The following is a 20,941-nucleotide window of genomic DNA, read 5'->3' as shown; positions in this document are numbered from 1 at the left end:
TGAGGCCAGCATGAACGCGACTGTCCAGCCCGCGGCGCCGGCCGCATCGAACACGATCCGCACGCCGTGGCGTGAATTCTGGCGCAAGTTCCGCAAGCAGACTGTCGCGCTGGTCGCCGGCGGCTTCGTGCTCGCGCTCGTCGTGCTGGCCTTCGTCGGCCCGCACATCGTGCCGTTCGATCCGGAGAACTACTTCGACTACGACGCGCTGAATGCGGGGCCGTCGGCCGTGCACTGGTTCGGCGTCGACTCGCTTGGCCGCGACATCTTCAGCCGGATCGTCACCGGCACGCGCATCTCGCTCGCGGCCGGCTTCTTCTCGGTCGCGCTCGGCGCGCTCATCGGCACGTTCTTCGGGCTGCTCGCCGGCTACTACGAAGGCTGGTGGGACCGCATCACGATGCGCGTGGCCGACGTGCTGTTCGCGTTCCCGGGGATCCTGCTCGCGATCGGCGTGGTCGCGATCCTCGGCAACGGGATGGTCAACGTGATCTGCGCGGTCGCGATCTTCAGCATTCCGGCGTTCGCGCGGCTCGTGCGCGGCAACACGCTGATGCTCAAGCACATGACCTACGTGGAAGCCGCGCGCAGCATCGGCGCGTCCGACTGGACGATCATCATGCGGCACATCCTCCCGGGCACCGTGTCGTCGGTCGTCGTCTACTTCACGATGCGGATCGGCACGTCGATCATCACGGCCGCGAGCCTGTCGTTCCTCGGGCTCGGCGCGCAGCCGCCGACGCCGGAGTGGGGCGCGATGCTCAACGAGGCGCGCGCGGACATGGTGACCGCGCCGCACGTCGCGATCTTCCCGAGCCTCGCGATCTTCCTGACCGTGCTCGCGTTCAACCTGCTCGGCGACGGGCTGCGCGACGCGCTCGACCCGAAGCTGGAGCGGCGCTGATGCGAGCCGTGCCCATGTGGGCCGCGACGCTGCCGGCCGGGCCGCGCGGCACGATCGCCGACGTGCCGGGCGTGACGGTCGGCCATGCGACGCTCGATGCGGGCGACGTGCAGACGGGCGTCACCGTCGTGAAGCCGCACCCGGGCGACCTGTACCGCAGCAAGGTGCCGGCCGGCGCGGCCGTGATCAACGGCTTCGGCAAGAGCGTCGGGCTCGTGCAGGTCGACGAACTGGGCACGCTCGAAACGCCGATCGCGCTGACCAACACGTTCGGCGTCGGCGCGGTGGCGCAGGCGCAGATTCGCGCGGCGGTCGCGGAGAACCCGCAAATCGGCCGCGACTGGCCGACCGTCAACCCGCTCGTGTTCGAGTGCAACGACGGCTATCTGAACGACATCCAGGCGTTCGCGGTGACGGCCGCGCATCACGACGAAGCCTGCAATACCGCGGCGCGAGATTTCGCACGTGGCGCGGCAGGCGCCGGGCGCGGGATGTCGTGTTTCGACCTGAAGGGCGGGATCGGCTCCGCGTCGCGCGTGGCCGTCGCGGCCGGCAGGCCGTATACGGTCGGCGCGCTGGTGCTCGCGAATTTCGGCCGGCTGCCGATGCTGATGCTCGGTGGCGTGCCGGTCGGACGGATCGTCGCGCAGCGGCGTGCCGCAGCGGACGCTCAGCCGACGCACGCGGCGCCGCCCGAGCAAGGCTCGATCATCCTGCTGCTCGCGACCGATGCGCCGCTCGACGCGCGGCAACTGTCGCGGCTCGCGCGCCGCGCGGGCGCGGGGCTCGCCCGCACCGGCTCGGTCTACGGGCATGGCAGCGGCGACATCGCGCTCGCCTTTTCCACCGCGTACACGATCGCGCACGATGCGTCGACCGTCGCGCTGCCGGCCCTCGTGGCCGATGCGGCGCTCGATCCGCTGTTCATGGCCGCGGCCGAAAGCGTCGAGCACGCGATCGCCGACGCGCTGCTGCAGGCCGTGACCGTGACCGGCCGCGACGGCCACGTACGGCAATCGCTGCGCGATGCGGTGCCCGAGCTCGAGCGGTTATTCAACGCAGGCAACGAAGGACGTCCGAGCCATTCATGAAGATTCTGATCTCGACCGACATCGAGGGTGTCGCCGGCGTGTTCGCCCTCGAGCAGACGCGTGCCGGCAATCCGGAATACGAACGTGCGCGCCGCTGGATGACCGCCGAGGCGAACGCGGCGATCGAAGGCGCGTTCGCCGGCGGCGCGCAGGCCGTCTGGGTCAACGATTCGCACGGCAGCTTCCGCAATCTGCTGCCCGACGGGCTCGATGCCCGCGCCCGCGTCGTGCTCGGCAAGCCGCGCACGCTGGGGATGATGGCAGGCCTCGAGCAGCAGCCCGACCTCGTGTTCATGATCGGCTTTCATGCGAAGTCGCAGACGCGCGGCGTGCTTGCGCACACCATCAACAGCTTCGCGTTCACGCAGGTGTGGCTGAACGGCGTCGAACTCGGCGAAGCCGGGCTGTACGGCGCGCTGGCGCGCGAATACGGCGCGCACGTCGCGCTGGCGTCGGGCGACGACGTATTCGCCGAGGAAACCCGGCCGCTGTTTCCGGACGCGCGTTTCGAGACGGTCAAGACGGCCGGCGGCGCATCGAGCGGCGACACGCTCACGCCGGCCGCGTCCTGCGCGCGCATCGCGACCGCCGCACGCGAAACGGTCGCGCATGCGCTGTCGTCCGGCTGGCGTGCGGGCGCGCACCGGCCCGCGCCGGCCGCTTGCACGCTGCGCGTGCAGACGGCCGCGCTCGCCGATCTGTTCTGCGTGCTGCCGTCGCTCGAGCGGGTCGATGCGGTGACGCTGCGCTTCGACGGGCCGTCGGTCGAGCACGTGGTGCGCACGCTGAACAGCCTGTCGGCCATGTCGTTCATGCTGCGGTGATGCGTGCCGACCGGAGGCCGCCGATGCGCGGCGCGTCACGCACCGGGCGCGCGGTCTGCCGCCGTGTCGAGCAGGAACGCTTCCATCGCGGCGACCAGCGCGAGCGGGGTTTCGTTCATCGGGTAATGACCGGCATTGCGCAGCACGTCGACGGTCGCGTGCGGATAGCGCCGCAGATAGGTGCGCGCCATCAGCGCCGCGTCGAACGCCGGATCGTGTTCGCCGATCAGCACCTTCACCGGATGGCGGCCCGTGATCTCGTCGGTGAAATCCGTGTCGGCCCACGCGCGGAAGTACGCGCCGAACGCGTGCGGCGACGAACAGGATGCCGAATACGCGGCTTTCCACTCGACCCAGGCGGCGGGCAACCGGCCGCCGGTGCTGCGATCGATGATGGTGCGGCGATCGGCGAGCTGGTCGGCGGCGCGTTCGAATAGCGCGCGTCGCGCGGCGTCGAACGGCAGGCCGCCGCACGGCACCGGCGCGATCGGCACCAGCGCGCGTACCCGGTCGGGCGCCATGGCGGCGACCTTCTCGATCGCCATGCCGCCCATCGAGTGGCCGACGAGGCTGAACGTGCGCCAGCCGAGCGCGTCGGCGAGGGCGAGCGTGTCGGCGGCGATTTCGGCGATCGAGTACGCGCCGTGCGCGCCGCGCATGCCGCCGTAGCCGCGGTAGTCCATGAACACATAGGTGAAGCGTTCGTGCGACAGCCACGTCTCGACGGGCTCGAACGCACGCGCGTCGCCGAACCAGCCGTGCAGCACGAGAACAGGGTGGGGGCCGTCCCCCACGCGATGAAACGTATTGGGCATCTCCGCTCCGAAGAAGTCGCTATCCGGCCGATTCGGCCGTCGGGTCTTGCGGCCATCCGGTCGCGCAAGCGTGGAGCGGATCGTAGACCGATCGAAGGTGACCCGCCTTCGATATCGGGTCATTCATGATGGAATTCGGGCCTTGAGAAATACGCTGCTGGATCCCTACGAAGACATTCCCCGTAGCGTCGTGGTGACCGCCAACGACTACGCGGCGGGCACGACGTTTCCGGAGCACGCGCACCGGCGCGGGCAGTTCGCGTTCGCGTCGCGCGGCACGATCAGCGTGTCGACGCCGCACGGCCGCTGGCTGGTGCCGCCGCAGCGCGCGTGCTGGGTGCCGGCCGGCGTGCGGCACGAAATGACGATGACCGGGCCGGTCACGATGCTCAACACGTTCGTGTCGGACGACACGGCCGAGGCCGCGGGGCTGCCGGACCAGTGCGGCGTGTACGGCGTGTCGCCGCTCCTGCGGCAACTGATCGACGATGCGATCGACCTGCCGGCGATGTATGACGTCGACGGCCGGGCGGGCAAGCTGATGGCGCTGCTGGTCGCGGAAATCGCGACGATGCCGCGGCTGTCGCTGCACGCGCCGCTGCCGGCCGACGCGCGCCTCGCGAAGATCTGCCGGCATCTGTTCGCGTCGCCGTCGATCGCGGCCGATCTCGACCAGGTGGCGACCGACGCGGGCGTGAGCCGGCGCACGTTTACGCGGCTGTTCCGCGCGCAGACCGGCGTGAGTTTCGCCGCCTGGCGTCAGCAGGTCTGCATGCTGGCGGCGATTACCCGCCTGAGCGACGGTCAGCCGGTGACGCGGGTCGCGTTCGATCTGGGCTATGCGAGCGCGAGCGCCTTTACGTCGGCGTTTCGCCGCATCCTCGGCGAAACGCCGAGCCGGTATCTGGAGGTTCGCCGCTAGCCGGAGCGGAGGCGGCGGCGAGTGCGGCGGCGTGCTCCGGTCGCGGACGAAAAAAACGCGTCTGCCAGGTTTCGGTCAGACGCGCTTGAAGGCACTCGGTCAGAAAAATCCGCGCTCAGGCAGCGGGGCAGTGTTCGCGCATTGCGGGTGAAATTGTTGCCTGTTCCGATTCAATCCCGTCGGTGTCGGGCGGATAGCAAAGCATACGCCGTGTAACGCGCAAACGATATCGTGCGGGCCCGACGATTCATGTGCTGTCGCAGCATGCGTTTCAATCGCGCGTTTGATGCCGGAGGCGGGAGCAGTCAACCAAGGGCGTCGGCCGTCCCGATCGGGCGTGCTGCGGCACGGCATCGAATGTGGGGGCCCGAAAGCGAAAACCGCCGCACGACGCGATGCCTGTCGGTATCGCGCCACACGGCGGTTCGGTGCGGGCAGCCGGCGTGCGCCGGCTCACGCGTCACACGTCGAAGAACACGGTCTCGTCCGGCCCCTGCATGCGGATATCGAAGCGGTACACGACGGGCCGGCCCGGTGGCGCGTCGCGCTTCGCGACGAGCGTCGCGCGGCGTTCGGCCGGCACGAGGTTCAGCACCGGATCGGCCGCGTTCGCCGCGGCTTCGTCGTCGAAATACACGCGGGTGAACGCGTGGGTCAGGATCCCGCGCATCATCACGGTCACGTTGATGTGCGGCGCTTCGTCGGCGGCGGCGCGGCCCGGCTTGACCGTCTGGATAACGAAGCGGTGCTGCGCATCGGTGCCCGTGCCGACGCGTGCGAAGCCCGTGAAGCCGGACTTCGCGATGTCGTCGCGCGACGCGGGATAGCGGCCCGCGCCGTCCACCTGCGTGAATTCGAGCACCGCGTCGCTGACGACGTTGCCGTCGCCGTCGAACACCTGTCCGACCAGCAGCACGTGCTCGCCTTCGGCGTCGGGCGTGGCGATCACCGGCGTGAACAGGCTCTTCAGGTCGTAGTCGTATTGCTGCGGGCACAGGCCGTACGCGAAGTACGGGCCGACCGTCTGCGAAGGGGTTTGCTTCAGCGTCGTCATGGTTCAGCGCTCCATCGGGGTGGCGTCGCGGCCGCGCAGCACGATGTCGAATTCGTAGCCGAGCGCATAGCCTTCTTCGGTGATGTCCATCGAGAAGCGCGAGATCAGGCGGTCACGCGCCGCTTCCGGCGTGCCCTGGAAGATCGGGTCGTACGCGAGCAGCGGATCGCCGGGGAAGTACATCTGCGTGACGAGGCGCGAGCCGAAGTAGTCGCCGAACAGCGAGAAGTGGATGTGATTCGGGCGCCATGCGTTCGGATGGTTGCCCCACGGATACGCGCCGGGCTTGATCGTCAGGAAGCGGTAGCGGCCTTCGGCGTCGGTCATGCAGCGGCCTGCGCCGAGGAAGTTCGGGTCGAGCGGCGCGTCGTGCTGGTCGACCTTGTGCACGTAGCGGCCGGCCGCGTTCGCCTGCCATACCTCGACGAGCGTGTTGCGCACGGGCTTGCCGCCTTCGTCGAGCACGCGGCCGGTGACGACGATGCGCTCGCCGAGCGGTTCGCCGTTCTTCACGGCGTTCTTCGTCAGGTCGTGGTCGAGCGCGCCGAGATCGTCGGTGCCGTAGACGGGCACGTACTGGTCGCGCAGCTTTTCCTTCAACGGGATCAGCGGGCGGGTCGGGCCGCGCTTGACCGACGAACGGTACTCGGGGTGGATATACGCGGGATGCGACGGCCAGTCGCGCGGCGTGAGGATCGTGGGGGAATCCATCGGGCGTCTCCTGTCAGGTATTTCGCGAAGTGGATGGCAAGACTTTAGCCAATCCGGAAAGTTATGCAAAATGACCTTTTTTCGCGAATCGCATAACCGTTCGTTATGTTCGGCGGCGCCCATGGAAATCCGCCGGACAGCGGCGTGATCGCGTTGCTGCCCGGCGACCGGAGTCCATGCGCGGCGGCGTCATGCGTGACGCCGCGCCGAATGCTTGGGCGTTTCCGGAAAGTTATGCAAAATGGCGTGATATCACCATTCGCATAACCGCCCGTTATGAATAACCGTATCGCCGACGGCCGCGTCAAATTCCGGCACCTGCAGTGTTTTCTCGCGGTCGCGCAGTTGGGCGGCGTGCAGAAGGCGGCCGAAAGCCTGTCGATCACGCAGCCGGCCGTGTCGAAGACGATCGCCGAACTGGAGTCGATCCTCGGCGTGAAGTTGTTCGAACGCGGGCGGCACGGCGCGCAGCCGACCCGCGAAGCCCAACTGTTCATCCCGCACGCGAACGCGTGCGTGCTGGCGCTGCGGCAGGGTGTCGGGCTGCTCGCGCGCGAAGGCGGCGCGGCCGCGGCGACGCTCGAAATCGGCATGCTGCCGACGGTCGCGGCATCGCTCGCGCCCGCGCTGATGAAGGCGCTGACCGCACGCTGGCCGCGCATCGTGGTGCGGATCGCGACGGCTGCCAATACCGAGCTGCTGGAGCGTCTGAAGGCAGGGGCGATCGAATGCGCGATCGGGCGCCTGTCGGAGCCGGAACGGATGATCGGGCTCGCGTTCGAGCAGCTGTACAACGAACCGCTCGTCGCGGTCGTGCGCGCCGGCCATCCGCTGCTGGCGAGTGCCGCGCCGGCCGCCGAGCTCGCGCGCTATCCGGTCGTGCTGCCGCCGTTCGGCACGCTGATCCGCCAGTCGGCCGAGCAACTGCTCGGCGCGTGCGGCGCGCCGCCGCTTGATTCGTTCATCGAGGTGCTGTCGGTGTCGGTCGCGCGTGCGCTCACGCTCGAGAACGACGCGGTCTGGTTCGTGCCGCTCTATGCGGCCGAATACGACTTGTCGGCCGGCGCGCTCGCGCGGCTGCCGCTGCCTTCCGCGGGCACCGACGAGCCGGTCGGGCTCGTGCTGCGCACCGATGCGCAACCGTCTCCCGTCGCCCGGACGCTGATCGACGCCGTGCGCGACATCGCGCAGGCGCGGTTCGCCGATGCGCACACCCATCGCGCCCCCCGTAGCGCGCGCAAGCCGGCTCGCCGCCAGCGTCGAGACGCCGGGCAGGGCGTGGATGGATGACGTCCGGCTGCCGCTCACTCACCGTCATTCGTTAGCCATCCGGTCAGTAGCGGGTGTCGTCGTGCTTGGCGTATCGTACCTTTTTTGATACACTCGATGACACGACGATGGCGAGACAGCAGATTCAGATCACGCTCGACGTGCGGTTCTCCCGCACCGCGCGTGGCAACGAGCCGGTGCGCGAATGGCTCACGGCGCTCGGGCAGGTCGAGCGCAGGGTGATCGGCGAAGAGATCAAGACCGTTCAACTCGGCTGGCCGCTCGGCATGCCGCTGGTCCGGAAGATGTCGCAGGATCTGTGGGAAATCCGCGTGATGTTGCCGCAGCGAAGCGCGCGCGCTGTTCACGGTCGTCGGCGACACGATGGTGCTGCTGCACGCGTTCTTCAAGCAGTCGCAGGCCACGCCGTCCGACGATCTCGACGTGACCGTCGCGCGGCTGAAAGCGCTGACGCGCGCCATCTGAATTCCTCCGGCTGCGCCGGCACATGCGATCGGCGATGTGCCGGCCGGCCACGCCATGCACTGGAGTACCCATGACGACCACGAACAACCCGCATATCGGCAGCGATTTCGACAGCTTCCTCGAGGACGAAGGCCATCTCGAAGCGGCCACCGCCACCGCGATCAAGCGCGTGATCGCGTGGCAGATCGGCCAGGAAATGAAGGCGCAGCACATCACGAAGACCGCGATGGCCGCGCGGATGAAGACCAGCCGCGCCGCGCTCAACCGGCTGCTCGACGAAACCGACACGAGCCTCACGCTCGCGACGCTCGCGAGCGCGGCCACCGCACTCGGCAAGCGGCTCAGCTTCGAACTGGTGCCGGCCTGACGCCCGCGGCGCAGCGGTGCGCGGCCGGTTCGCGGTGTGCCGGCGCAGCGCGGCGAGCGCCCGTTTGCTCGTCCGCACACGGGCGCCGGCACGCGATCACGTGCGTCGCCCGGCCATCCGCAGATAAAGCAGCGCACCGCCCGCAAGCAGCAGCGGGCACAAGATGAACCACCCCGTCGTCAGGAACAGCCCGGCGACGGCGACCAGCGAAATCCACGCGCAGCGATATGCGATGCCGCCGCGCGGCAGCAGTTTCAGCGCGGCCGCCGCGCCGAGCCCGTACACCATCACGAAGCATCCGGACGTGACGAGCACGAGCGGCTTCGGCCCGACGTCCGAGAGCGTCGTCGCGGCCAGCGCGACGACGGCCAGCACCGCGATCACGCCAAGACTTCGGCGCGGCACGCCGCCGACCTGGCTGCCTTGTGCGAGCCACGCAGGCAGTGCGCCGTCGCGCCCGAGCGCTGCGCCGAGCTTCGCCGCGCCCGCGAAATACGCATTCATCGTGCCGAGCGTGAGCAGCAGCGCGGCCGCTGCCGCCAGCACCTGCGCGTGACCGCCGATGCCGCCCGCGATCAGTTCCGCGAGCGGCGCACCCGACGCGCCGGCCGACGGCCCGAGCACCGTGACGCTCGCGGCCGCGACCGACAGATACAGAAAGCCGACGACCACGACCGCGATCCCGGCCGAGCGCGGCATGTCGTGCGCGGGCCGTCGGAACTCTGCCGCGAGGTGCGTGATCGCTTCCCAGCCCGCGAAGCTCCACACGAGCAGTGCGGCAGCCTGGCCGACCGCGAGCCAGCCATGCGGCGCGAACGGATGCAGGTTCACCGTGCTTGCATGCGGCGCGGACGCGAGCACGGCGGCCAGCAGCAGCGTGACGAGCAGCGCCGACAGCACGAGCTGCATGCGGCCCGACACCGTGACGCCGAACGCATTCGCGGCCGACACCGTAGCGATCAGCGCGGCAGCCGTGACGATCACCGTGACGTGTCCGCCGCCCGTGACGGCGGCGACGTACGCGCCGCCGAACATCGCGGCGGCCGGCGCACCGGCCGGCACCGCGAAATAGAAACACCAGCCGACGATTGCCGCGGCCTTCGGCCCGAATGCGCGTCGCGCGTAGGTCGATACGCCGCCCGCGTCCGGATAGCGCGCGCCGAGTGCGGCGAAGGTGGCGGCAAGCGGCCCCGACAGCACGACGAGCGCGGCCCACGCCAGCAGCGATGCAGGGCCTGCAACCTCGGCCGCGAGCGCGGGCAACGCAATGACGCCGGTGCCGAGCACCGCGCCGATATACAGCGCGGCGCCCTGGAAAATCGTCAGCGAGCCCGCGTGATGAACGGCGGGCGAATCGGCATGCGAGGGCATGAAAGGCAGTCTCCTGAAGGCTCGTTATGGGCACGCTCGGGCGCGCAATGAATCGTTCGATGCTACCCGAACGTACGCGGTGCTGCCGCGCGGCGTTTAGTAGTCCGCGATGTGCCGTGTGTCAGCCGATGTCAGGAGTCAGTGGCGGCGTGCGAGCCGCAGGCGCGCATCCTCGCGCGCGGCAGGCGGCAGCTCGGGCGCGTAATGGAACGTGCCCGCCACGAGCGACGCGACCGGCACGCCGTCGCGGAACAGCACGCGATTGCCGGCCAGCGCGGGCACCTTGTCGCCGGGCAACAGCGTGCCGGCAAGGTTCAGCGGATCGGCGCCCGTCACGCACACGTACTGGCCGTCGCCCGGTTGGCGACGCAGCTCGCGCAGGACCGGGATCGCTTCCGGCAGCGCGAACTGCTCGCCCGCGAGCCCCGCGACGAAGCGGCCGCCGCGAATCTCGCCGCGCGCTTCGAGGCGTTGCAGCACCCGCACGAGTTCGCGCCAGCTCGGCAGCCAGTCGGCTTCGCGTTCGAGCAGCCGCCAGAACACCACGCCATAGCGGCGCAGCAGCGTCCACGCGATGTGTTCGAGCGCATCGGGATCGATCGCGGGCGCACCGCGCTTCGGTGCCGGGGTTGGCGCATCGTCCGGCGCCGACATGCGTTGCACGAGCGCCCAGCGGCCGGCGTCGTCCATCCCGCCGATCAGCGCGCCACCGCGCCGCGTGCGCGGCGCATAGGTCGCGCTGCGCTTGACCGCGGGCTTCAACAGCGCGCGCAACCCGGCGAAGCTGTCTGCATTCACGAGGCCGGCCGACACGAGTTCGCCGAGCGCCTGCTCGAGTTCGACCGGCAGCATGTGCAGTTCGTCGAGCAGCGCGTCGAAGAACATCGCGCCGTGTGCGGCAAGTGCATCGCGCACCTGCGTCGCACGCGCGGATAGCGCCGGCTGCGCGTCCGGGTCGCGCAGCGCCTGCCATGCGCCGAGGTGGCGGCGCGGCAGCAGCACGATCGGCGTCGTTTTCACGGGCGTGCCGGCCGCGCGCGCCGGCGCGCCGATGCGGGTCCACACGAGTTTGCCCGAGCGGCACAGCTCGTCGAGGCCGCCGGCCGTGTAGTCGGTCAGGCGCGCGGGCAGCAGCGCGTCTTCCCATGCGCTCGCCGCGGCTTCGTAGCCTTCGAGCTGCTCGACGACGGCCGCGAGCGCGTCGCGGCCCGTGCCGCGCGTGTCGGGCGTCAGGTGCTGCCAGTGGAACAGGAAGCGCATGAAATCGGCGCGCTCGACCGGCTCGATCTCGCGGCGCAGCCGCTTGACCGTGTAGCGATGAATGCGCGCGAGCAGGTGGCGTTCGCACCATTCGTCGGTCGTGGCGCCCGGCGTGAAGCGGCCATGCATCACGTAGCCTTCGCGCTCCAGTGCGGCGAGCGCGGTCGCGATCGCCGCGGACGGCAGGCCGAGCGGCTGCGCGATGGCGTCGAGCGTCGATGGCCCGAAGCCGGTGAGCCGCGCGCGGATCACGTCGACGAGCGCGGCATCGGCTTCCCAGGGTTGCGCGCAGGCGGCCGGCACCTTCAGCGCGGGCACGACGCGTGCATTGGGATGCAGCGCGCGCATGCAGACCAGCCGTTCGACCGGCACCCACAGCACGGCGCCGTCCGGCGTGACGAGTTGCGTCGCACGACGGCGCTCGGCCAGTTCCGCGAGCCGTTCGGGCCAGCCTTCGTGCGCGTGCGCTTCGCCGTCGGCGACGCACGCGAGCGTGAGCAGGGCGTCGTGCATTTCGTCGGCATCGCGTACGAGCGGCCACGCTTCGTCGCGCACCGCATCGATGGCATCGGCGTCGAGCGCGCCGAGATCGTCGGCCGATTCGGGATCGCTCCAGCGGCGCGACTGCACGGCCTGCGTGCGGCGCTCCTCGAGCGGCGCGTCGTCGAGGAACGCATAGGGCTTCGCGTTCAGGATCTCGGCCGCGAGCGGCGACGGCGCGGGCAGGTCGCGCGCGATCAGTTCGATCGCGCCGCTTTCGATCCGGCGCAGCAGCGCGAGCCAGCCGTCGGTATCCATCGCGTCGTGCAGGCAATCGTCGAGCGTCTGGTCGACGAGCGGATGGTGCGGGATCTCGCGTTCGCCGACGACGTTCTCCACGCACGCGACCTGGTCGGGGAACACGGTCGCGAGCAGGTCGTCGCTCTTCATCCGCTGCAGTTGCGGCGCGGTGCGCCGGCCGCCGGTGAAGCGCGGCAGCGCGAGCGAGGTCGTCGCGTTCCAGCGCCAGCGCACGCCGAACATCGGTGCGTCGAGCAGCGCCTGCACCAGCACGTGCTCGGCGCTCGCCGAGCGCAGGTAGCGCCACACTTCGTCGAGCGCGAAGCTGTGCGCGAGCGACAGCGAAAGAATGATCGCGTCGTCGGTCGCGGCGGCCTGCAGCTCGAAATTGAACGTGCGGCAGAAGCGCTTGCGCAGCGCGAGCCCCCACGCGCGGTTGATACGGCTGCCGAACGGCGAATGGATCACCAGCTGCGTGCCGCCCGATTCGTCGAAGAAGCGCTCCATCACGAGCGTGTCCTGCGTCGGCAGGGCGCCGAGCGCCGCGCGCGTGCGCGCGAGGTAGTCGGCGATCTGGCGGGCCGCGTCGGGCGACAGGCGGAGATCGTCGACGAGCCAGCGCAGCGCCGGCGCGAGGCGGCTTGCGGGCGGGGCGATCGCGGTGCCGCCGTTATCGCTGCGCGAGTCGGCCAACGCGTCGGCTTCGGCGGCCGCCTTGCCGGTTTTGCCGCGCGTGCCCGTCTTGCCCGCTGCGTCGTCGCTCGCGCGTTTGCGTGCTCCGGCCTCGGAGTGCCGATCGCCTTCGGCGAACAGCCCGTCGAGCCGCGCCCGCAGCCGGCCGACCGCCGCCGACAGCTCGTCGCTGCGCCCGAGCCCCTCGCCGAGCCAGAACGGAATGCCCGGCGCTTGACCTTGCGCGTCCTCGACGCGCACACGGCCGGTTTCCACGCGAATGATCCGGTAAGACTGGTTGCCGAGCTGGAACACGTCGCCCGCGAGGCTCTCGACCGCGAAATCCTCGTTGACGGTGCCGACCTGGATACCCTGCGGTTCGAGCAGCACCGCGTAGTCGGCCATGTCGGGAATCGTGCCGCCCGACGTCGTCGCGGTCATCATCGCGTTGCGGCGCCCGCGCACCGTGCCGCCGACCACGTCGCGATGCAGGTACGCACCACGCACGCCGCGGCGGCTAGTGAAGCCTTCGGCGAGCATCTTCATCACGTCGTCGAAGCGTTCGCGCGACAGGCGTGCGTAGGGCGCCGCGCGCGTGAAGCTCGCGTACAGCGCGTCCTCCTGCCATTCCGCGCAGGCGACTTCGGCGACGATCTGCTGCGCGAGCACGTCGAGCGGTGCCTCGGGAATCCGCAACGTGTCGAGCTCGCCGCGTTGCACGCAATCGAGCAGCGCCGCGCATTCGACCAGCTCGTCGCGCGACAGCGGGAACAGGCGGCCCTTCGGCACGCCGCCGACATGGTGCCCCGAGCGTCCGACACGCTGCAGGAACGGTGCGATCCCGCGCGGCGAACCGACCTGGCACACGAGATCGACGTCGCCGATGTCGATGCCGAGTTCGAGCGACGCGGTCGCGACCAGCAGCTTCAGCTCGCCGCGCTTGAGCCGCTGTTCGGCGTCGAAGCGATGCTCCTTCGCGAGACTGCCGTGGTGGGCGGCGATCGCGTCCTTGCCGAGACGGTCGGCGAGATGGCGCGCCATGCGTTCCGCGGTGCGCCGCGTGTTCACGAACACGAGCGTCGTGCGATGCGCGGCGGCAAGCGCGGCGATCCGGTCGTACACCTGTTCCCACACGTCGGTCGCCATCACCGGCTCGAGCGGCACGTTCGGCAGTTCGAGCGCGAGGTCGCGTTCGCGGGTGTGACCGGTATCGACGATCGTGCAGTCGCGCGGCGCATCGGCCGGGCCGCCGACCAGGAAGCGCGCGACCGCGTCGATCGGTTTCTGCGTGGCCGACAACCCGATGCGCGGCAACGCGCGGCCCGTCAACGCGTCGAGGCGTTCGAGCGACAACGCGAGGTGGCTGCCGCGCTTGGACGACGCAAGCGCGTGGATCTCGTCGACGATCACCGAACGCACGCTCGACAGCATTTGCCGCCCCGACGTGGACGACAGCAGCACGTACAGCGATTCGGGCGTCGTCACGAGGATGTGCGGCGCGCGCTTGCGCAGCGCCGCGCGTTCGGCCTGCGTGGTGTCGCCGGTGCGCACGGCGGTGCGGATCGCCGGCACCGGCAGGCCGAGCTGCGCGAGCGAGTCGGCGATGCCGGCGAGCGGCGCGTCGAGGTTCACGTGGATGTCGTTCGACAGCGCCTTCAGCGGCGACACATAGACGACGAGCGTCGCGTCGGGCAGCGCGCCGTCGTGCGCGAGCGCATCGCGCACGAGGTCGTCGAGTGCGCACAGGAACGCGGTGAGCGTCTTGCCGGAGCCGGTCGGCGCGGCGACGAGCGTCGACCGGCCGGCCTTGATGTGCGGCCATGCGAGTGCCTGCGCGCCGGTCGGCGCGGCAAACGTGCGGCGGAACCACGCGGCGACGGCCGGGTGGAACACGTCGAGCGCGTGTGCGGGGCGGGTGGCTGTGACGTCCATCGGAGCGTTGAAATGGGGTGCGAGCGCGCGGGCGGCCGCGTGCGAATCGTCAGTGTGCCAGACGTCGCGTGCGCGTGCCGGGCACCGCGCGCGGCGGGAATGCGCGCGCCGGAGATTCAGATGAGGCGCGGCGCCGGCATTTCAACGGGCGTGCGTGCGTAACGGAACCCGCTCGTTCGCGGGTGCTGGATCGAGGAGAGAAGGAAGTCGGGTTCGACGCGCGCCGGGCGGGTGCGGAGCACGAGTCGTGACGACATGTATCGGCGCGCGACTATGCGCTACGACGTGTCACTACACGCGATGCAGCCAGCCGAGCCAGTGTTCGAGGAACGGCGCGCGCGTCCACAGCGATTGCGCGAGCCACAGCGTGCCGCCCCAGGCGGCGGCCACGACGATCAGGTCGCAATGTCCGCTGTTCCACAGGTTCAGCGAATGGCGCCGCCAGATCCACGGCACGCCGAGCGGATTCGGCCAGTCGGCGAGCAGGTGCATCACGCCGCCGCACGCGAAGCCGAACAGCGGCGCCGCCCACAGCGGATGCGGATGATGCGTGAGCCCGTGCCAGCCGAGCGCGAGCAACGCGATCCAGCCGATGCCCCAGTGCGTGATGGTGCGGTGCGTGATCCACAAGCGGCGCTTGCGGGTCCACCACGCGACTTCGAGCCAGTCGGGCGCGGTGCCGCCCGCGACGCCGGCCGCGAACGCGGCGAGCAGGCCCGCGTGCCAGGGGCCGGTCGCGCCGGTTTGCGCGACGAGGACGGCGGCGGCGACGCCGGCCGCGAAGCCGGACGCGTGATGCGCATTGTGTGATGCCATAGGAAACGAGACGAAGAAGCGTGAAGCGGCCGCGGACGAGCGCGAACGATCGGGCGCGAAAGCGGGGCGCTATCTTCTCAGATCGGCCTGCTCAGCGGGCGGTTCGATCGCATTTTTTTACATGTGCCGGAGCCGCGCATGCGGCGCGTGCCGTGATTTCCGATCGCGCGGGTGCGCTGCGAATCCGCCGCATGCCATTTCGACTGATCCGCCGGCTCATTTTTTGCTCCGCCGTGTGACCGACCGTACACGATCCACGGCAATTCGTAGTGTGCCGCGAGTTTTCCGGCCGCATTCCCCGATTCACTACGAAACCGGCATAGGGCTGACCGTGCGCCAGCGGCTATAAGCGGATCAGGGGCTATTTCCAGCCCGCCGGAGACCTACATGGGGGACATGCAATGTCTATGCTGAATCGCTTCAAATCATCCGCCGTCGTGCTCGCGACGATGGCCGGCATCGGCTTCCTGCCGAACACGCCGGCCTACGCGAAAGGGCCGCAGCCGGCGGTCCTGACGAGCTCGGCGGTTGCGGTGGCCGACAAGTACAGCGCGGACGCCGCGGAGCGGATCTTCAAGGAAGGCGGCAACGCGATCGACGCGGCCGTCGCGATCGCGTTCACGCTTGCGGTTACATACCCGGAAGCCGGCAACATCGGCGGCGGCGGTTTCATGACGATCTACAAGGACGGCAAGCCGTATTTCATCGACTATCGCGAGCGCGCGCCGCTCGCCGCGACGAAGGACATGTATCTCGACAAGGACGGCAACGTCGTCAAGGGCATGAGCCTGTACGGCCCGCGCGCGGCCGGCGTGCCGGGTACGGTCGCCGGCATGTGGGAAGCGCAGAAGCGTTTCGGCAAGCTGAAGTGGAAGCAGGTGCTCGCGCCGGCGATCCACTATGCGCGCGACGGCTTCGTCGTCGACGAGCAGCTGGCGCAGCGCGGCGTCGACGCGTCGAAGGAATTCGGCGGCAAGACCAACTTCGACAAGTACTTCGCGTCGATGAAGGCCGGCACGAACTTCAAGCAGCCCGATCTCGCGGCGGTGCTCACGCGCATTGCGGATGGCGGCGCGGAAGGATTCTACAAGGGCAAGACGGCCGAGTTGATCGCCGCGTCGATGAAGACCGGCGACGGCAACGGGCTGATCACCACCGAGGATCTCGCGCAATACCGCGCGGTGTGGCGCCAGCCGGTGCAGGCGAAGTGGAACGGCTATGACGTGATCACCGCGCCGCCGCCGAGCTCGGGCGGCATCGGCCTCGTGCAGCTGCTGAAGATGAAGGCCGATCTCAAGCAGGAGTTCGAGGGCGTGAAGCTCAACTCGCCGCAATACATCCACCTCGTCGCGGAAATCGAGAAGCGCGTGTTCGCGGATCGCGCGCAGTATCTCGGTGACCCCGACTTCTACAAGGTGCCGGTCGCGCAGCTGACCGATGACGCGTATATCGCGAAGCGCGCGGCGGAGGTCAATCCGAAGGAACCGTCGGACACGAAGAGCGTGCAGCCGGGCCTCGGCACGTCGATGCCGGAGAAGGCGGAGACGACGCACTTCTCGGTCGTCGACAAGTGGGGCAACGCGGTGTCGAACACGTACACGATCAACGGCTATTTCGGTTCGGGGGTGGTCGCCGACGGTACCGGGATCGTGCTGAACGACGAGATGGACGACTTCTCCGCGAAGCCGGGTGTCGCGAACATGTTCGGCGTCGTCGGCAGCGACGCGAACGCGATCGAGCCGAAGAAGCGTCCGCTGTCGTCGATGTCGCCGACGATCATGACGAAGGACGGCAAGGTGTCGCTCGTGATCGGCACGCCGGGCGGCTCGCGGATCTTCACGTCGATCTTCCAGGTGATCAACAACATCTACGACTTCAGGATGCCGTTGAAGGAGGCCGTCGGCGCGATGCGTTTCCACCATCAGCTGCTGCCGCCGAACACGATCTTCTGGGAGCCGTACCACCCGATCGAAGGCGAACTCGCGAAACAGATCGAGGCCCGCGGCTACACGCTGACGGGGCAGGACTTCAGCGGCGACATCCAGGTGATCAAGATCGACGGCAGGACGCCGGAGGCGATGGCCGATCCGCGTGGGCGCGGGGTCACGCGGATCATTCGGTGACGTCGAGTAGCGGGTGAGTGACGCGTGCGCGAAAGCGGTCGCGCACGCGGTTCCGCGGCCGGCATGCAGTCCGGTGCCGGGCGGGTAGCCGCGTCGGATGGCTCGGACGCGCGGTGCAACGCGCTCAGGCGGTGGCGCGGATGAATCCGGCGATCCGGTCGGTCACCGCGTCGGGCGCATCCTCGAAGCAATAGTGCCCGACGCCGGCCAGCCGCTCGACGGGCGCCGACGGAAACAGCGCAGTGAACAGCGGCAGGAAGTGCTCGGCGCCGAGGGTGCGATCGGCGTCTCCCCAGATCGCGAGCGCGGGCTTGTCGCGTATCGCGCGTACCGCTGCAGCATCGGGCTCCTCGAACCGGTGCATGCCGTCGGCAAATCCGCGCGCCCATCCGATCGCGCCGATACAGTCGGCCGGTTGCGCGAACGGCGCACCGTATGCGGCGATCCAGGTATCGTCGATGACGGCATGATTCTCGAAACCGTTGAGCTTCAGCGTACTCAGGATGTTGAAGCCTAGCTGCCCGAGCACCGTTTCGAGTGTGTCGTCTGCCGCCGCGCGCACGATCCACTGGAACCACGGTGCGTCGCGACCGTTCGCGGTCACGCGCTCGACCAGATCGGGCTGGCCGAACGGCGTCGGCCCGTTCGCCGACACGATGCGCCGGATCCGGTCAGGGTGCCGCGCGGCGAGCCCCATGCCGACCGGGCCGCCGAAGTCGTGCATCACGAGCGTCAAGCGCTCGAGGTCGAGCGCGAGAACGAAGCGCTCCAGGTTGTCGATATGGTCCTGCAACCCGTAGTTGCGATCCTGCGGCGTCGCGCTTTTGCCGAATCCCATGTGGTCGGGCACGACGATGCGGTGTGTCGGGCTCAGTGCCGCGATCAGGTGGCGGAACAAGTAACCCCACGTGGGTTCGCCATGCAGGCACAGAACCGTTTCGCCGTCGCGCGGGCCTTCATCCACGTAGTGCATCTGGAAACCGGGCGCGTCGCTGAAGTGCGGAGCGAATGGAAAGGTGCCGTCGAACGTGGCATCGGATGAAATCATCGAGCGCTCCTTCGTATGGTCGTGGATAGTGGTTTCATGTTGAAACCATTTGGAGCGTAGGACATGAGGTTTCAAGTTGCAACTGAATGAATGATCAGGACACGGTCGAACGCCTCGACGACGGGATGACTTCAGGTAAGAAAAATCGAAAATTCGGCAATTTTTGGCATCGAAATGCATGACCAGACTAACCCCGACTAACCAATTCCGATGAGGAACCCGGTTTCGTTCGTGCTCCTCGAACAATGGACGCACGGCGATTGATTTTCAGTATTGTTGGTTTTATATTGAAACCTTCATTGCCCATGGCACCATCCGCCGTTCGACTTCCATCGATGACCAGACGAACCACCCACGAAGATTCCCCTTGCGGCGTTGCCCGCCCGCTGGATGCGATTGGCGACTGGTGGTCGCTGCTGATCGTCCGCGATGCATTCGACGGGCTGCGCCGTTTCGGCGAATTCCAGAAAAATCTCGGCCTGGCGAAGAACATCCTCGCCGCGCGTTTGCGCAACCTCGTCGCGCACGGAATCATGGACATGGTGCCGGCCGCGGACGGCGGCGCACATCACGAATACGTACTGACCGAAAAGGGGCGAGGCCTGTTTCCGCTGCTCGTCGCGCTGCGGCAGTGGGGCGAGGATTTCTTCTTCGAACCGGACGAGGCGCACGTGCTTCTCGTCGACCGCAAGACCGGCTTGCCCGTCAGGAAACTGGAGCTTCGCTCGCAGGACGGCCGCGTGCTCGGGCCCGAGGACACGGTCGTGCTGCCGCCGCCCGGTTGATGCATCGCCAGCGGGCGGGCGTCACCGCGTCAGCGGCGCATGTGCGCTCCCGTTCTGCTCGGGAGCGGTTAGACCGCGTTCAAGTACGCTCTCGGCGAGCGCGGCCCGGATTCCGCTTCTGAGGGGCGGATCGACCCCTTTTTCATCAATTTGACGCGAGACGCTGGGATAATGGTGGTGTTTGGCTGCGCCAATTGAAGGAAGGAGGCCCCATGGGCGATAACGATACCCGCACCGAGTCCGACGACTTCACCGATACGGCATCGCTCGAATCGCGCCAGCGCCGTTTTGAGGAAGACCTCGTCGACGCGTACGACGAAGAACTCGAAATGGAGCTCGACGACCGCCGCTTCGACAACGACGAGGATCTGCTGTTCTCGCCGGAGCGCCGCGAAGCGCGCAAGCAGTATTTCCGCGAGCTGTTCCGGCTGCAGGGCGAACTCGTGAAGCTGCAGGACTGGGTCGTGAGCACGGGGCACCGGCTCGTCGTGATTTTCGAGGGGCGCGACGCTGCAGGCAAGGGCGGTGCGATCAAGCGCATCACGCAGCGCCTGAATCCGCGCGTGTGCCGCGTGGCGGCGCTGCCGGCTCCGAACAATCGCGAACGCACGCAATGGTATTTCCAGCGCTATGTCGCGCATCTGCCCGCCGGCGGCGAGATCGTGCTGTTCGATCGCAGCTGGTACAACCGCGCAGGCGTCGAGCGCGTGATGAATTTCTGCACCGACGACGAATACGAGGAGTTTTTCCGCTCGGTGCCCGAGTTCGAGAAAATGCTCGTGCGCAGCGGGATCCAGATCGTCAAGTACTGGTTCTCGATCACCGACCATGAGCAGGAGCTGCGCTTCCAGAGCCGGATCGAGGATCCGTTGAAGCAGTGGAAGCTGAGCCCGATGGATCTCGAGAGCCGCCGCCGCTGGGAAGCGTATACGGCCGCGAAGGAAGAGATGATGCTGCGCACGCACATCCCCGAGGCGCCGTGGTGGGTCGTGCAGGCGGTCGACAAGAAGCGCGCGCGCCTGAACTGCATCCATCACCTGCTGACCCAGGTGCCGTATCACGAGGTGCCGCGGCCGACGATCGATCTGCCTCAGCGCGAGCATCACGAGGACTACATTCGCCGTCCGACGCCGGACAGCATGATCGTCCCGGACGTTTATTGAGCGGTTCGGGTCGACTGCATCGACCACGGAGGCGCGCCGTGCAACGCGGCGCGCGTTAATCCCGGATCAGGAACGCGGCGCGGTCGCGCCCGGCGATCCAGGCGGGCGCACGACCGCGGCCGCTCCAGGTCGCGCCCGTCGCCGGATCGCGATATTTCGTGCCCATCGTGAACAGCTTTACGCGATCGCTGTAACCCTGCCCGAAGATTTCCCGCGCGGTCAGCGCATGGTCCGTCACGAGCTGGCGTACCTGCACCAGTGCCGCTTGGCGTTCGCGGCGGCGCGCCACCCGGATGCGTCGATCGAGTTCCGCGAGCTGGGCTTGCAGTTTTTGCAGTTGCATGCGTCCGATATCCCCGTAGCTGAATTCTGATTGTTGGCGATCGTTGGCGACGCGCGGTGTGCCGCATGTCTGCACGCCCGGCCAGGCGTTTGCAGGACGCGTCGCGAGGAACACGGAGGAGATTAAGCTTCGGCGCGCGGGTTTTCTATCGGACGCATCTGAATTTTCACGGGAATCTGTGTGAAACCCGTGGCGGCGAGGCCGG

General features: G+C 68.5%; 17 protein-coding genes and 1 pseudogene. 10 read left to right on the top strand and 8 right to left on the bottom strand.

Translation table 11 applies throughout. The features are described 5' to 3' along the window. Positions 1 to 10: 10 nt before the first annotated feature. The 3 genes from gsiD to DIE12_RS02010 are packed head-to-tail and all read left to right on the top strand — an operon-like array spanning position 11 to position 2,819. Positions 11 to 904, top strand: a complete 894-nt coding sequence (gsiD, locus tag DIE12_RS02020) for a glutathione ABC transporter permease GsiD (RefSeq protein WP_044842910.1) — start codon at positions 11 to 13, stop codon at positions 902 to 904. Next, positions 904 to 1,995, top strand: coding sequence for a P1 family peptidase (locus tag DIE12_RS02015; protein ID WP_124519656.1), 1,092 nt, complete (start codon positions 904 to 906; stop codon positions 1,993 to 1,995). The genes gsiD and DIE12_RS02015 overlap by 1 nt, the downstream gene beginning before the upstream one ends. Next, entirely contained in the window at positions 1,992 to 2,819 is an 828-nt protein-coding gene (locus tag DIE12_RS02010) for a M55 family metallopeptidase (RefSeq protein ID WP_124519655.1), read from the top strand. The genes DIE12_RS02015 and DIE12_RS02010 overlap by 4 nt, the downstream gene beginning before the upstream one ends. A 35-nt stretch (positions 2,820 to 2,854) precedes the next feature. Here DIE12_RS02010 and DIE12_RS02005 read toward each other — a convergent pair whose 3' ends face one another. Beyond that, positions 2,855 to 3,634, bottom strand: coding sequence for an alpha/beta fold hydrolase (locus DIE12_RS02005; RefSeq protein WP_124519654.1), 780 nt, complete (start codon positions 3,632 to 3,634; stop codon positions 2,855 to 2,857). Between the two features lie 142 nt (positions 3,635 to 3,776). Between DIE12_RS02005 and DIE12_RS02000 the strand changes: the two genes are divergently transcribed. Next, positions 3,777 to 4,556 carry a helix-turn-helix domain-containing protein gene (locus DIE12_RS02000; RefSeq protein WP_044842914.1) on the top strand — a complete coding sequence of 260 codons (780 nt, stop codon included), beginning with the start codon at positions 3,777 to 3,779 and terminating at the stop codon, positions 4,554 to 4,556. 460 nt (positions 4,557 to 5,016) lie between these two features. Here the strand turns inward: DIE12_RS02000 and pcaG are convergent, their stop codons facing one another. Next, positions 5,017 to 5,610, bottom strand: coding sequence for a protocatechuate 3,4-dioxygenase subunit alpha (gene pcaG, locus DIE12_RS01995; protein WP_124519653.1), 594 nt, complete (start codon positions 5,608 to 5,610; stop codon positions 5,017 to 5,019). Positions 5,611 to 5,613: 3 nt separating this feature from the next. Continuing rightward, positions 5,614 to 6,321, bottom strand: coding sequence for a protocatechuate 3,4-dioxygenase subunit beta (gene pcaH / locus DIE12_RS01990; RefSeq protein ID WP_124484995.1), 708 nt, complete (start codon positions 6,319 to 6,321; stop codon positions 5,614 to 5,616). Positions 6,322 to 6,597: 276 nt separating this feature from the next. Between pcaH and pcaQ the strand changes: the two genes are divergently transcribed. The 3 genes and pseudogenes from pcaQ (at position 6,598) to DIE12_RS01970 (ending at position 8,443) form a co-directional block, all read left to right on the top strand. Then, positions 6,598 to 7,611 carry a pca operon transcription factor PcaQ gene (pcaQ, locus tag DIE12_RS01980; protein WP_124519651.1) on the top strand — a complete coding sequence of 338 codons (1,014 nt, stop codon included), beginning with the start codon at positions 6,598 to 6,600 and terminating at the stop codon, positions 7,609 to 7,611. Between the two features lie 107 nt (positions 7,612 to 7,718). Further along, a pseudogene (locus DIE12_RS01975) lies at positions 7,719 to 8,076 on the top strand (type II toxin-antitoxin system RelE/ParE family toxin). A 70-nt stretch (positions 8,077 to 8,146) separates the two neighbouring features. Next, on the top strand, positions 8,147 to 8,443 hold the full coding sequence (locus tag DIE12_RS01970; protein ID WP_044842919.1) for an XRE family transcriptional regulator: 297 nt from the start codon (positions 8,147 to 8,149) through the stop codon (positions 8,441 to 8,443). 96 nt (positions 8,444 to 8,539) lie between these two features. Here DIE12_RS01970 and DIE12_RS01965 read toward each other — a convergent pair whose 3' ends face one another. The 3 genes from DIE12_RS01965 to DIE12_RS01950 all read right to left on the bottom strand — a co-directional run bounded on the left by DIE12_RS01965 (position 8,540) and on the right by DIE12_RS01950 (position 15,274). Continuing rightward, complete coding sequence (locus tag DIE12_RS01965; protein WP_124484993.1) at positions 8,540 to 9,814, bottom strand: APC family permease; 1,275 nt, start codon at positions 9,812 to 9,814, stop codon at positions 8,540 to 8,542. Between the two features lie 138 nt (positions 9,815 to 9,952). Then, positions 9,953 to 14,458: a DEAD/DEAH box helicase gene (locus DIE12_RS01960; protein WP_124519650.1), complete on the bottom strand. Its 4,506-nt coding sequence runs from the start codon at positions 14,456 to 14,458 to the stop codon at positions 9,953 to 9,955. Between the two features lie 291 nt (positions 14,459 to 14,749). Next, positions 14,750 to 15,274 (bottom strand): metal-dependent hydrolase, encoded by a 525-nt coding sequence (locus DIE12_RS01950; RefSeq protein WP_044842922.1) that lies wholly within the window; start codon positions 15,272 to 15,274, stop codon positions 14,750 to 14,752. Positions 15,275 to 15,675: 401 nt separating this feature from the next. Between DIE12_RS01950 and ggt the strand changes: the two genes are divergently transcribed. Then, positions 15,676 to 17,397, top strand: a complete 1,722-nt coding sequence (gene ggt / locus DIE12_RS01945) for a gamma-glutamyltransferase (protein WP_124519647.1) — start codon at positions 15,676 to 15,678, stop codon at positions 17,395 to 17,397. 124 nt (positions 17,398 to 17,521) lie between these two features. Here the strand turns inward: ggt and DIE12_RS01940 are convergent, their stop codons facing one another. Beyond that, positions 17,522 to 18,445 carry an alpha/beta fold hydrolase gene (locus DIE12_RS01940; RefSeq protein WP_124519705.1) on the bottom strand — a complete coding sequence of 308 codons (924 nt, stop codon included), beginning with the start codon at positions 18,443 to 18,445 and terminating at the stop codon, positions 17,522 to 17,524. Positions 18,446 to 18,780: 335 nt separating this feature from the next. Between DIE12_RS01940 and DIE12_RS01935 the strand changes: the two genes are divergently transcribed. After that, complete coding sequence (locus DIE12_RS01935; protein WP_124519704.1) at positions 18,781 to 19,230, top strand: helix-turn-helix domain-containing protein; 450 nt, start codon at positions 18,781 to 18,783, stop codon at positions 19,228 to 19,230. A gap of 212 nt (positions 19,231 to 19,442) precedes the next feature. Next, entirely contained in the window at positions 19,443 to 20,393 is a 951-nt protein-coding gene (gene ppk2 / locus DIE12_RS01930) for a polyphosphate kinase 2 (RefSeq protein ID WP_124484988.1), read from the top strand. A 55-nt stretch (positions 20,394 to 20,448) separates the two neighbouring features. Here ppk2 and DIE12_RS01925 read toward each other — a convergent pair whose 3' ends face one another. Next, positions 20,449 to 20,736 (bottom strand): H-NS family nucleoid-associated regulatory protein, encoded by a 288-nt coding sequence (locus DIE12_RS01925; protein ID WP_124485084.1) that lies wholly within the window; start codon positions 20,734 to 20,736, stop codon positions 20,449 to 20,451. Positions 20,737 to 20,941: the final 205 nt, after the last annotated feature.

It is taken from the genome of Burkholderia sp. Bp9015, from assembly GCF_003853505.1.
GTDB lineage: Bacteria > Pseudomonadota > Gammaproteobacteria > Burkholderiales > Burkholderiaceae > Burkholderia.
Note: the sequence above shows the minus strand (reverse complement) of the source record. Positions and strands in the feature narration are given on the sequence as shown.